Origin of the sequence: Mycobacterium sp. E136, from assembly GCF_001666865.1 — a bacterium.
GTDB lineage: Bacteria > Actinomycetota > Actinomycetes > Mycobacteriales > Mycobacteriaceae > Mycobacterium.
This window is the reverse complement of sequence record NZ_LZJE01000179.1, coordinates 1-12,785: the sequence shown is the minus strand read 5'-3', so window position 1 is coordinate 12,785 and position 12,785 is coordinate 1. Positions and strand designations below refer to the sequence as shown.

Annotated in this window: 8 protein-coding genes and 1 pseudogene; 4 read left to right on the top strand and 5 right to left on the bottom strand. The window is 67.4% G+C overall.

Annotation, left to right across the window (positions count from 1 at the left end; all coding sequences use genetic code 11):
- On the bottom strand, positions 1-958 hold a 958-nt coding region (gene sucC, locus A5698_RS12005; RefSeq protein WP_068296829.1), incomplete at its 3' end, for an ADP-forming succinate--CoA ligase subunit beta.
- A gap of 259 nt (positions 959-1,217) precedes the next feature.
- Here sucC and A5698_RS12000 point away from each other — a divergent pair.
- Together A5698_RS12000 and A5698_RS11995 are read left to right on the top strand one after the other, a co-directional pair.
- On the top strand, positions 1,218-2,279 hold the full coding sequence (locus A5698_RS12000) for a M23 family metallopeptidase (protein WP_067087049.1): 1,062 nt from the start codon (positions 1,218-1,220) through the stop codon (positions 2,277-2,279).
- A complete protein-coding gene (locus tag A5698_RS11995; RefSeq protein WP_068296827.1) occupies positions 2,280-2,969 on the top strand; it encodes a hypothetical protein in 690 nt (229 codons plus the stop codon).
- Here A5698_RS11995 and pcrA read toward each other — a convergent pair.
- Positions 2,966-5,299, bottom strand: a complete 2,334-nt coding sequence (pcrA, locus tag A5698_RS11990) for a DNA helicase PcrA (RefSeq protein ID WP_068296836.1) — start codon at positions 5,297-5,299, stop codon at positions 2,966-2,968. The two genes, A5698_RS11995 and pcrA, sit on opposite strands and share 4 nt — an antisense overlap.
- A 226-nt stretch (positions 5,300-5,525) precedes the next feature.
- On the opposite strand from pcrA, the pseudogene A5698_RS11985 reads away from it, so the two are divergent.
- A pseudogene (locus A5698_RS11985) lies at positions 5,526-5,844 on the top strand (chorismate mutase).
- Between the two features lie 3 nt (positions 5,845-5,847).
- Here the strand turns inward: A5698_RS11985 and A5698_RS11980 are convergent.
- Entirely contained in the window at positions 5,848-7,851 is a 2,004-nt protein-coding gene (locus tag A5698_RS11980) for an SGNH/GDSL hydrolase family protein (RefSeq protein ID WP_502688910.1), read from the bottom strand.
- 58 nt (positions 7,852-7,909) lie between these two features.
- The gene (locus tag A5698_RS11975; RefSeq protein WP_067087041.1) at positions 7,910-9,358 is read right to left on the bottom strand and encodes an NAD-dependent succinate-semialdehyde dehydrogenase; all 1,449 of its coding nucleotides are present in this window, start codon (positions 9,356-9,358) and stop codon (positions 7,910-7,912) included.
- A 48-nt stretch (positions 9,359-9,406) separates the two neighbouring features.
- On the opposite strand from A5698_RS11975, the gene pgi reads away from it, so the two are divergent.
- On the top strand, positions 9,407-11,074 hold the full coding sequence (pgi, locus tag A5698_RS11970) for a glucose-6-phosphate isomerase (RefSeq protein WP_068296832.1): 1,668 nt from the start codon (positions 9,407-9,409) through the stop codon (positions 11,072-11,074).
- A gap of 45 nt (positions 11,075-11,119) precedes the next feature.
- Here the strand turns inward: pgi and A5698_RS11965 are convergent, their stop codons facing one another.
- Positions 11,120-12,586: an HNH endonuclease signature motif containing protein gene (locus tag A5698_RS11965; RefSeq protein WP_068296825.1), complete on the bottom strand. Its 1,467-nt coding sequence runs from the start codon at positions 12,584-12,586 to the stop codon at positions 11,120-11,122.
- Positions 12,587-12,785: the final 199 nt, after the last annotated feature.

Genomic DNA, 12,785 nt, shown 5'->3' with positions numbered 1-12,785 from the left:
TGACGAACACGCTCTTGACCTGCGAGTCGTTGAGGATGACGTCGAGGCCCGCGGCCATCACCTCGGCCGAGGCGCCGCCGCCGATGTCGAGGAAGTTGGCGGGCTTGACGCCGCCGTGGTTCTCACCGGCGTAGGCGACCACGTCGAGCGTCGACATCACCAGGCCGGCGCCGTTGCCGATGATGCCCACCTCGCCGTCGAGCTTGACGTAGTTGAGGTCGTGCTCCTTGGCCTTGAGCTCTAGCGGATCGGTGGCGTCGCGGTCCTCGAACTCGGCGTGCTCGGGATGACGGAAGTCGGCGTTGCCGTCCAGGGTGACCTTGCCGTCCAGGGCGAGGATCTGGCCTGGATCGTCGCCACCGCGGGAGGGGGTGCGCACCAGCGGGTTGACCTCGACCAGCGTGGCGTCCTCGCCGACGAAGACCTCCCACAGCTTGGCGATCGTCACCGCGGCGGCGTCGAGCACCTCCTCGGGCAGGTGGCCCTTCTTGGCGATCTCGCGCGCGAAGGCCTCGTCGACGCCCTTGGTGGCGTCGACCGGGATCCGGGCCAGCCGGTCCGGCTTGGTCGCGGCGACCTCCTCGATCTCCATACCGCCCTCGACCGAGCACATGGCCAGGTAGGTGCGGTTCGCCCGGTCGAGCAGGAAGGAGATGTAGTACTCCTCGGCGATGTCGCTGGCCTCGGACACCAGCAGCTTCTTGACGATGTGGCCCTTGATGTCGAGGCCGAGGATGTTCTGCGCGTGGGTGAACGCGTCATCGGCGGTGGCTGCGTATTTCACGCCGCCGGCCTTACCGCGGCCGCCGGTCTTGACCTGCGCCTTGACCATCACAGGCTTGCCGATCTCCTCGGCGATGGCCTTGGCGTCCTCGGCGGTGTCGGTCACCCGTCCGGGTGTGGTGGGCACGTTGTGCTTGGCGAAGAGCTCTTTCGCCTGGTATTCGAAGAGATCCATTAGCTCACTGTCTCTAGCGCGTCGATTGCGGAGTTTGGGCCGAAGGCTCGGAGGAACTTTATCCACACGCTCAAAACGCGTTGGCACCGCCCACCGCTCATGTGGTAGATCTCACCGCCGTATTTCAGTGATACAAGTCACAATCGCGCGTGGAATAGTCTCTCGGGTTGCAGCCGTCATCCGGATTTGGTTAACGTGCCTCTGGTCTCGATAACGCTTTGGTCACGACAGGCATCCCGACAGGCAAGGATTTTCCAGGTTGGCTTCGCACCGTTCGTCCGGATCTCATCGCAGATCGTCGACGAATCGGCAAATCAGCCGCCGCGTAAGCGAATCCCCGTCGGAAGTCACCGACATCATTCCGTTCAATGAGTTCGGCGATCTCGATGACATCGATTTTCGTGAGAACAGCGCCTTCGACCGCGAAGCCCAGGTCATCCGCGCTCCCGAGCTCGACGATCTGACCGACACCGACGACCTCGTTCCGCTGCGCCTGGCCGTGCCCACGGAGTTCGCGGCGGGTCCGCGCCACGCGCGCCGTTCACACGCCTACCGCGACAGCCACACCGACACCAGCGACGGGATGGCCGCCACCGACGTCATCCGGATCGGCACCCGCACGCCGGCGCACCGCAAGCAGGAAGTCCCCGTCAAGGGCCGTCTGATGGTCGCCGCGATGGCGGTCGGGGCGACGGCGGCGGGCGCCTACTCGATGGCCAACGCGACGCAGGAGAAGTCCTCGGAGACCGTGCTGGCCGCCGACCAGACCGCGCTCGCCAATCCGATCAGCGGGTCGACGGGCGGTATGCAGGTGGTCGCGGTGACGCCGGCCGCCAGCTCGACGCTGCACACCGAGGAGATTCAGAAGGCCGCCGCGTTCGCGCAGGAACGTGCGGAACGCGAGGCCCGGCTGCAGCGGCCGATGTTCGTGATGCCCACCAAGGGCGTGTGGACGTCGGGCTTCGGCTACCGGTGGGGCGCGCTGCATGGCGGCGTCGACATCGCCAACTCGATCGGCACCCCGGTGCTCGCCGCCTCCGACGGCGTGGTCATCTCGGCAGGCCCGTACGCCGGCTACGGCAACATGGTCAAGCTGCGTCACTCCGACGGCACCGTGACGCTGTACGGCCACCTCAGCGCGTGGCAGGTGGAGGTCGGCCAGCGGGTGTGGGCCGGTGACCAGATCGCCAAGATGGGCAACACCGGCAACTCGACCGGACCGCACCTGCATTTCGAGGTACACCTCAACGGCACCGATCGTGTCGACCCGGTGGGTTGGCTGGCCAAACGCGGCCTGTCCCTCGGCAACTACTCTGGCTGAGTGGCCAGCGACGACGATTCCGATCTGACACGCCGAGCGCCGTCGAGCGCCGACACGGGCATCATTCGTCGTCACCCTTCCGGAGAGATCCCGACCGGTCAGGAACCGAAGACCAGCATCATCCGGCGCCATCCGACCGGAGCGATTCCGATCGCGGATCCGCCCACGCAGATGGTGGACACCAGCGGCGCGACACAGATGTCCGACATCGGCGGGCCGACTCAGATGTCCGACATCGGCGGGCCGACCCAGATGTCCGACCGGGCCGCGCCGGACACCACCTACATTTCGCGCGCCAGGCCGGTCGCGGTGTCGCCGGCCGCCAGCCCGAAGACCGCGATCGCAACCGCGGTGGCGAGCATCCTGACCGGGTGGACCACCGCCGTCATCGCCACCGACCTGATCACCGGATGGTGGCGCTCGGACCAACTGTTCTGCGTCGCGATCGGCTTTCTGACCGCGATCTCTGCCGCCGCCCTCATCGCCGGGCTCATCGGCCTGCTGCTGCGCCGGTGGGTGAGCCGCCTGTTGGTCATGGTCGGTGCGATGGTGGCGCTGCTGATCTTCTCCAGCCTGTTCGTCGCGGGTGCGAAGCTGCCCGCCGTCGTCTACGCGATCCCGCTGTTGCCGGTGGCGAGCATCGTCTTTGCCGCCCTGCCCGCCACGGGACGCTGGGAACGCTCCGGCTAGAGCTTGGTGATCGGCGCGTGGTTGTGCATCAGCTTCACTCGACCGGAGCTGCCGAAGTCGATGAGCGACATCGCCGACTCGCCGACACCACTCACCTCCTCCACGCGGCCCAACCCGTACTTGTCGTGCGTGACCCGGTCGCCGGGCTCGAGCACCAGCAGCGGCCGTTTACCGGCGCCGGACCGCGTTGGCGACGGCCTCGGGGTTCCGAAGCGTCCCGCACCGCTCACAGGCGCGCTGAACGACGACGGAGTCGGGTCGGTGCGCCGCCAGTCGATGAGGTGCTGCGGAATCTCTTTGAGGAAGCGCGATTCCGGGTTGAGCATCGGTTGACCCCACGACGAACGCACTTTGGCCCGGCTGAGGTAGAGCCGCTGTCGCGCCCGGGTGATGCCGACGTAGGCCAGCCGGCGTTCCTCGGACAGCTCGGCGGGATCCCCCAGCGCCCGCATGTGCGGGAACATGCCGTCCTCCCAGCCGGTCACGAACACGACGGGGAACTCGAGGCCCTTGGCGGTGTGCAGCGTCATCATCGTGACGACACCGGCGCCGTGCTCGGGAAGCTCGTCGGCGTCGGCCACCAGTGACACCCGCTCCAGGAACTGCGCCAGCACGCCGGTGTCGGGAATGTCCTCGTCGAGGGTCTCCTCCTCGGCGAGCGCCTGCGCATTGGCCTGGTCGGTGCTGAATTCGTGGGCGACGCTGACCAACTCGTTGAGGTTGTCCAACCGCGCGAGGTCTTGCGGATCGCTCGACGACTCGAGTTCGGCGCGGTAGCCCGTGCGGTCGAGCACAGCCTCGACCAACTCGCCCAGCTCACCGTCGAGGCGGCCGCGCAGATCGTCGAGCATCTCGACGAACGCCGAGATGCATTTCTCGGCACGGGTGTTGAGCATCGGCACCTTGCCCTCGGCGGCCGCCTGCAGTGCGTCGTTGAAGCTGAGCCCAGTGTTCTCGGCGTACACCGCGACGCACGCTTCGGCGCGGTCACCGATGCCGCGGCGCGGGGTGTTCAGGATGCGACGCATGCTCACCGAGTCGCCGGGATTGTCCAGCACCCGCAGGTAGGCGACGATGTCGCGGATCTCCCGGCGTTCATAAAAGCGAACGCCCCCAACGACTTTGTACGGGATGCCCGCACGGATGAAAACCTCTTCGAGCGCACGCGAGGAGTTGTTGGTGCGGTAGAACACCGCCACATCGCTGTAATTGAGCCCGCCGTCGACGAGCGTGTCGATCTCCTGGGCGACGAATCGCGCCTCGTCGTGCTCGTTGTCGGCGACGTAGCCGACGATCAGCTCGCCCTCCCCCTCGTCGGTCCACAACCGCTTCTCGCGGCGGCCGGCGTTGCGGGAGATCACTGCGTTCGCGGCGTTGAGGATGTTCTGCGTCGAGCGGTAATTCTGTTCCAGCAGAATGGTTGTCGCGTTCGGATAATCGCGTTCGAAATCCTCGATGTTGCGGATCGTCGCACCGCGGAACGCATAGATCGACTGGTCGGCGTCGCCCACGACGCACAGTTCGGCAGGCGGCACCCCGGCCGGGTCATCTTGCGAGGCCGCCGTCCCCACGAGTTCCCGCACCAGCACGTACTGGGCGTGGTTGGTGTCCTGGTACTCGTCGACGAGGATGTGCCGGAACCGCCGCCGGTAGTACTGGGCGATCTGCGGAAACGCTTGCAGCACAGCGACCGTCTCGCCGATCAGGTCGTCGAAGTCGAGCGCGTTGGCCGCGCGCAGGCGGCGCTGGTACTCGCCGTAGACCTCGGCGATGATGCCGGGCAGTTCCTCGCCCGCCTCCGCGGCCTCGGCAGCCGCCTGCTCCGGGCCGACCAGCTCGTTCTTGTGGTTGGAGATGGCGTTGGACAGCAACCGCGGCGAATACCGCTTGGTGTCCAGGCCCATGTCCTTGCCGATCATCAGCAGCAGGCGGCGTGAGTCGTCGGCGTCGTAGATCGAGAAGTTCGAGTTCAGGCCCTTGATGAGGGAGGCCTGGTTGCGCAGGATCCGCACGCAGGTGGAGTGGAACGTCGACACCCACATCGAACGGGCACGCGGGCCGACGAGGCCCACCACACGCTCGCGCATCTCGGCGGCGGCTTTGTTGGTGAACGTGATGGCCAGCACCTGCCCCACGCCGACGTCACGGGCGGCGAGCAGATAGGCGATCCGTCGAGTGAGCACAGCCGTCTTGCCGGAGCCGGCGCCCGCGACAATGAGCAGCGGCGAGCCCTCGTGGAGGACGGCCTGGCGCTGCTGTGGGTTCAGCCCGTCGAGCAGGGAGTCTGATTCGGTGGCCCCGTTCGGTGCGATCGTGTTCGGTGCACTCATGTCAGTGTCGAACTTACCGCTGCACAGGGACACGCCTGCGCCCGAACCGCGCATCCGTCCCACTGTCGAACCGCGCATGGGCTTTGCGCTGGCCCGACGTTTGGTGGCACACTTTGTCCTGTGCTCAGCAAACAGCGATTTAGCTACGGGTGCCGCTGTGCGGTACCCGTGGTCTAGCAGCTTCTGTGAGAGCCCCGCGGTCCCGGATCCGCGGCTCGTCTCTTGTGTGAGGCCAGGACCCGGACGAGACCAGAACCCACACAACGAGGCGGTGAAATCCCATGACGACCGAAACCGAGACTGTGCCTGATATCGATGACCTCCGCCGGGAGATCGACCGGCTCGACGCCGAGATCCTCGCGGCCGTGAAGCGCCGTACCGAGGTGTCCAAGATGATCGGTCAGGCCCGGATGGCCTCCGGTGGAACACGCTTGGTTCACAGCCGCGAGATGAAGGTCATCGAGCGCTACAGCGAACTCGGCCCCGAGGGCAAAGACCTCGCGATGCTGTTGCTGCGACTGGGCCGCGGCCGACTCGGCCACTGACCCTCAGCGCAGCGCGTCGGTCAGCCACGGCGTCAGCCACTCGACGGCCTCCGGTGTCGGGTGCACGCCGTCGCTGCGAATGCGGATACCGTCGATCCAGTTGGTGTAGCCGCCGTTCGGGCCGAGCTTGCGGTTCAGGTCCAGCACGGTGACGTTCGGGCGGTATTTGACCGCGCTGCGCAGCAACGCGTTCCAGTCGTCGACCCGGTCGGGATCGTCCTCCGGGTACAGGCTGCCGTCGCGTTTCTCGGCGCGGCGGTTGTACGGCTCGGTCGTGACGACGACGCGCGCGCCCGTCGAGGACAGGATGTCGAGCGCGCGGTTCAGTTCGGAGCGCAGATACGCGTCGTACGTCGGCTCGCCGATGTGCGTCCACCGGCCTTCGTTCATCCGGTCGACGACCTCCCAGCGCCCCACGACCAGCAGCACGACGTCGGGTCGGTCGCTCTTGACGCGCTGTGACCACCTGCTCGGCCACGAATCGCATTCAGGTTTCTGGTTCAGCGTCTGCCCGACGTAGCGGTAGGGTCCGCCGCGCGCGATGCCGCATCCGATCATCGTGTGGTTGGTGAACGCCATGCCCGGTATATCGGGCAGGTAGCGCATCAGCGTCCACGCCACGGAGTCGCCGAACACCGCGACGGTCCTGGTGCCGGGATCGCGAGCCGTCGGGCGTTGCACCTCGACCGGCACCTCCGGCGCGATCAGCGCGGCGGAGTCGATGCTGGGCTCCTCCAGCGCTGGACCGCCGGGCGCCACCCCGACCGGCAGCACGGTCATCGTGATCACCGCTGCCGTCGCGGCCGTCGCACCCGCCAACGGCAGCATCGGCACGATCACCGGTCGCCACCGCCGGATCGGTTGTTCGAGGAGCCACCACGACAGCGCCGCCACCGCGACCGTCGCGCCGCATCTCAGCGCGAACAGTGACCAGCCCGACCAGCCGGTGCGCTCGCCGTTGAGCGCCAGGAAGATCGGCCAGTGCCACAGGTAGACGCCGTACGAGATCGCGCCCAGCCACACCAGCGGCCGCCATGCGAGCACGCGCGCGACCGGGCCGTCCTGGTCCAGCGCGACCGCGCCGACCACGCCGGCGGCGGCCAGGGCGACGATGATCAGCAGCCCCTTGTGGAAGTCGCCGACGCTGCCGGTCGCCATGTGTACCGCGAAGCCCAACACGACGACGCCGACTACGGAGACGCCCCGGGCGACCCACCGCAGCCACCGCGTTCTGATCACCGGCCCGGCGAGCGTCACCGTGGTCCAGTCCCGCACCAGCAGGGCGGCCGTCGCGGCACCGACGAGCAGCGCCTGCGCGCGGGTGTCGGTGCCGAAGTAGACCCGGTTCAGCGTTTCGTCGCCGACGAAGACGATCGCCGCGGCGGCCGACGCGACCGCACCGGCCGTGGCAAGGCCCAACACGGCCCACCGTAGATGCGTCGGGCTGCGCCGGCAGAAGACGAACGCGACGGCGATCAGCAGAAGCGGCCAGATCAGGTAGTACTGCTCCTCCACCCCGAGCGACCAGGTGTGCTGCAGCGGCGACGGCGGTGCGCCCTGGGAGAAGTAGTCGGTGCGCTGCGCGACGAACGCCCAGTTGGCCACCCAGAAGAACGAGGCCACGGCGTCATCGCGCAGGTTGGCGATCGCCTCCGTCGAGAAGAACTCACGCGCCGCCACGACGGCGAGCACCATCACCAGCAGCGCGGGCAGCAGGCGGCGGGCGCGACGGATCCAGAAGTCCCGCAGGCGGATTCGGCCGGTGCGGGAGTGCTCGTCGAGCAGCAGCGAGGTGATCAGGAATCCGCTGAGCACGAAGAACACGTCGACCCCGAGGAAGCCTCCGTCGACGCCCGGGATGCCGCCGTGGTCGGCGAGCACGAGGGCGACGGCGACGGCACGGATGCCGTCGAGGGCGGGGATCTCGCCACGCCGATGCGCGCGCGAGGAGGGACGTACTGACAGCGGGCGGCGATCAGCGGGCGCGACGGAGCGACGCGCATTCACTTGCGAAATCTTGCCCGCGCGAGCGGACGTGCGGGCGCAGGCGCGGCGGCGTGTCGAGCTACTTCGTCAACGCGATGTACTTGACCTCGAGGTACTCCTCCATGCCCTCGAATCCGCCCTCGCGGCCGAAACCGGATTCCTTGACGCCGCCGAACGGTGCGGCGGGGTCGGAGATCACCCCGCGGTTGATGCCGACCATGCCCGATTCGATCGCCTCGGCCACGCGAAGCGCGCGGTCGAGCGACTGGGTGTAGATGTAGGCCGCCAGCCCGTACTCGGTGTCGTTGGCCGCCGCGATGCCCTCCTCCTCGGTGTCGAATCCGGTGATCGGCGCGACGGGGCCGAACACCTCCTCTTTGAGGATGCGGGCGTCGGCGGGCACGTCGGCGAGCACCGTGGCCGGATAGAAGTTGCCGGGCCCGCCGGGAGCCACCCCGCCGATCGCGACCTTCGCACCCCGCGATACGGCGTCGGAGACCAGGTCCTCGACCGTGGCAACCTGCTTGGCGTTGATCAGCGGCCCGAGGGTGGCCGACTCGTCGACTCCCTTGCCGAGGGTGAACTCGCTCATCCGCTTGACCAGTTTGTCGGTGAACTCATCGCGCACCGAGTTGGCGACGTGGAAGCGGTTGGCCGCGGTGCACGCCTCGCCACCGTTGCGCATCTTGGCCAGGATCGCGCCCTCGACGGCGGCGTCCACGTCGGCGTCGTCGAACACGACGAACGGGGCATTACCGCCGAGTTCCATCGACGTCCGCAGCAGTTTGTCGGCGGACTGTTTGACCAGTGCCTTACCGACGCCGGTCGACCCGGTGAAGGTCAGCTTGCGTAGCCGGCCGTCGTCGATCAGCGCGGCGGTGACGTCCCCGGGGCTCTTCGTCGGCAGCACCGACAGCACGCCCTTGGGCAGGCCGGCCTCGTCCATCAGCTTGGCCAGCAGCAGCATCGTCAAGGGCGTCTCCTGCGCGGGCTTGACGATCATGGTGCAGCCCGCGGCGAACGCGGGCCCGATCTTGCGGGTGCCCATCGCCAGCGGGAAGTTCCACGGCGTGATCGCGTAGCAGGGGCCGACGGGCTGTTTGGTGACCAGGACGCGACCGCTGCCCGCGGGGCTGTGCGTGTAGCGACCGGCAACGCGCACCGCCTCCTCGGAGAACCACCGGAAGAACTCGCCGCCGTAGGTGACCTCGCCCATGCTCTCGCGCAGCACCTTGCCCATCTCGAGGGTCATCAGCGTGGCGATGTCCTCGGCGCGTTCGCGGATCTTCTCGAACACCGCGCGCAGAATCTCGCCCCGTTCGCGCGGCGCGGTGGCCGCCCACTCCGCCTGCACCGCACAGGCCGCATCGAGCGCGGCGATCGCATCGTCGGCTGTCGCGTTGCCGACTGAGGCCAGCACCTGGTCGTCGGAAGGGTCGAGCACGTCGAAGGTGGAGGACGCCTCGCGCTCCTCACCGCCGATCCACAGTCCGGTGGGCACTGACGACAGCAGCTTCGCGGTATCCATAACTCTTCTGTACACCTTTGGCCTTTTCGCCGCACTAGGGTCGTGTTCATGAGTGCCGACACCGACCAGATACCCGATATCGCCGCGACTCCGGCGTGGCAGGCGTTGCAACGGCATCACGACGAGCTGGGCGCGAAACACCTGCGCGAGTTATTCGCCGACGATCCGGCCCGCGGCACGGAGTTGGCGGCGACGGTCGGCGACCTCTACGTCGACTACAGCAAGCACCGGGTGACGCGCGAGACGCTCAAGCTGCTGGTGGACCTGGCGCGTGCCGCGCGTCTGGAGCAGAAGCGTGACGCGATGTTCTCCGGCGTACACATCAACACCTCCGAGGATCGCGCGGTTCTGCATACGGCCCTGCGGTTGCCACGCGGCGCCGAACTGGTCGTCGACGGGCAGAACGTCGTCGCCGACGTGCACGAGGTGCTCGACAAGATGGGCGGTTTCACCGACCGGTTGCGCAGCGGCGAGTGGACGGGCGCGACGGGTGAAGCCATCAAGACCGTCGTCAACATCGGCATCGGCGGGTCGGACCTCGGACCGGCGATGGCCACGCTCGCGTTGCGCCACTACGCCGATGCCGGTATCTCGGCGCGTTTCGTGTCGAACGTCGACCCGGCAGACCTGGTGGCCAAGCTCGACGGACTCGACCCCGCGACAACGCTTTTCATCGTCGCCTCGAAGACGTTCTCGACGCTCGAAACGCTGACCAACGCGACGGCGGCGCGGCGCTGGTTGACCGATGCGCTCGGCGACGCCGCGGTGTCACGGCATTTCGTGGCGGTGTCGACGAACAGGAAGCTGGTCGACGATTTCGGCATCAACACCGAGAACATGTTCGGGTTCTGGGACTGGGTGGGCGGCCGCTATTCGGTCGACAGCGCAATCGGTTTGAGCGTCATGGCGGTCATCGGCCGCGAGCGGTTCGCCGAGTTCCTGTCCGGGTTTCACATCGTCGACGAGCACTTCCGTACGGCGCCGCTGGAATCGAATGTGCCGGCGCTGCTCGGCCTCATCGGTCTGTGGTACAACGAGTTCTTCGGCGCGGAAACCCGTGCGGTGCTGCCATATTCGAACGATCTTGCTCGGTTCGCCGCGTATCTGCAGCAGCTGACGATGGAGTCGAACGGCAAGTCGGTACGCGCCGACGGTTCACCGGTCACCACGAGCACCGGCGAGATCTTCTGGGGCGAGCCGGGAACCAACGGCCAGCACGCGTTCTACCAACTGCTGCACCAGGGCACGCGGCTGGTACCCGCCGATTTCATCGCATTCTCACAGCCGACAGACGATCTGCCGACCGCCGATGGCAAGGGCAGCATGCACGACTTGCTGATGAGCAACTTCTTCGCGCAGACTCAGGTGCTGGCGTTCGGCAAGACCGCCGACGAGATCGCCTCTGAAGGCACACCGCCGAATGTGGTGCCGCACAAGGTGATGCCGGGGAACCGGCCCAGCACGTCGATCCTCGCGACCCGGCTGACGCCGTCGGTGCTGGGACAGTTGATCGCGCTGTACGAACACCAGGTCTTCACCGAGGGAGTCGTCTGGGGTATCGACTCGTTCGATCAGTGGGGCGTCGAACTCGGCAAGACTCAGGCGAAGGCCCTGCTGCCGGTCATCACCGGCGACGACTATCCCACCGAACAGTCGGACTCGTCGACCGACGCCCTGGTACGCCGATACCGCAGCGAACGCGGCCGCTCGGCCTGAATTAGCGAGACGCCAAGCTAGACAGGCGGTTACGGCTGAGGTAACTCAAGCGACGTCCCCACTATCGCTGTCGCAACCCTTCCCATCGTCGTTGGTGTCGTCAGGGTCGGGACAGTCCGCTTCGTCGTCGTCGGCGCCGTCGGTGTGCTCGTCGATGAGGTAGCGGTTTGGGTGGTGGTAGTTGTTGGTGCGGGCTTGGCCGGTGTCGAGTTGGGGTGGGGGTCGCCATTCGGTGCGCCCGTCTTTGCGGTTGCGGGTGCGCCACCCGCCGGGTGTGACGCGGCGGTTGTCGGGCCCGCACGCCAGGGTGAGGTCGGTGATGTCGGTGCGCCCACCAGCAGCCCAGTCGCCGTTAGCGTGATGGACCTGGCATTGATAGGCCGGGGCCGTGCAGCCCGGGCGGGTGCAGCCGCGGTATTTGGCGAACAACACCAACCGCTGCGCCTTGGACGCCAACCGGCGCCCCCGCCCCAAAAACAACGGCTGCTCGGTGGCCTTGTCGAAGACCGCCAGATACGGATGCGCCGCCGTCGCCTGGCGAATCACGTCACTCATCGGCAGCAGCGACCCGCCACCGGTGACCGCATGCCCCGTGCCGGACTCGAGTTCTTGCAGGGTGGTGGTGATCAGCAGCGTGGCCGGCACCCCATTCTGGTCGCCGAGCTGGCCCGAGGTCAGCAGGGCCCGACACATCGCCCCGAGGGCGTCGTGGTTGCGCTGCCCGCTGGTGCGGGTATCGGAGCGCACCGCCTCCGCCGAAGGCTCGGCAGCAGGATCGGGCTGATCCGCGTCAGGCTGGTCGCCGTCGGGATTGTTCCTGCCCGGGGCCGCCCATACCGCCAGCACCGCTTCGAGCGCCGCCCGCGTCGCCGGATCGATCTGGGCGCGTAGCTCACTCATCCCGTCGAGGCGTTGACGACCCAACCGCAGCCAGCGCTGCGCCGCGCGCAGCTCATCGGAGAAGTCCCCGTCGGGGTTCAGATAGGCCGCCAACCGCTGCCCGGCCGCCCGCAACTCCTCCGGGGTGTGCTTGCAGGCCAACTCCGCGAGTTGGGCTTCGGCGGCCTCACGCACGTCAAACGGTGTCGAGGCGGGGATTTCCTTGGTGAAGAACCGCCGGATCACCCGCACATGCTCGGCCCCCACCAGGCCCTTCTCTACCGCGGCGGCCGTGTGCGCCAACTCCGGTTCCAGGGTTTCGCCGGTCATCGCCCGCCGCGGCGCCAACTCCGCCGCTTCAGCCACCCGCCGGGTCGCCTCAGCCTTGGAGATCCGCAACAACACCGTCAACGCGCCGGCCACACTGTGCTCCCCCACCTCCGCCAACGGCGCGCCCTGCAACCCGGCCACCAGCCGGTGCCCCACCATCGCTTGGCGGCGCGTGAAGGTCTCCCACTGGGCGGTCAACGCCAACTGCTCAGCGGTGCTCAAGGTGTCGAACGACTCAGCGACCAGCGCGGACAGCTCGCGGTCCATCGCCGTGATCCGTTGGCTGATCTGCTCCGCCGCCATACCCGAACACTAGTTCGACCCACTGACAGCCAAACCCCATTTGTGACCACTGAAACCAAAGAAACACAAGTGAATTGAGAGAGTCCCCTACGCGCAGAAGCAACGCGGCGCACGCTCCCGGTGAGCGTGCGCCGCGTGGCTGGGCGCTAGATGTAGCTAGCTAGTGATTACGGGGCGGGGATGTTGATGCAGCCGACGT

What these genes read in the sequence shown, in the direction of transcription:
- pgi (WP_068296832.1), top strand. Translation starts at nt 9,407, where the DNA reads ATGAGTGCCGACACCGACCAGATACCCGATATCGCCGCGACTCCGGCG.
- pcrA (WP_068296836.1), bottom strand. Translation starts at nt 5,299, where the DNA reads ATGAGTGCACCGAACACGATCGCACCGAACGGGGCCACCGAATCAGAC.
- A5698_RS11975 (WP_067087041.1), bottom strand. Translation starts at nt 9,358, where the DNA reads ATGGATACCGCGAAGCTGCTGTCGTCAGTGCCCACCGGACTGTGGATC.
- A5698_RS11965 (WP_068296825.1), bottom strand. Translation starts at nt 12,586, where the DNA reads ATGGCGGCGGAGCAGATCAGCCAACGGATCACGGCGATGGACCGCGAG.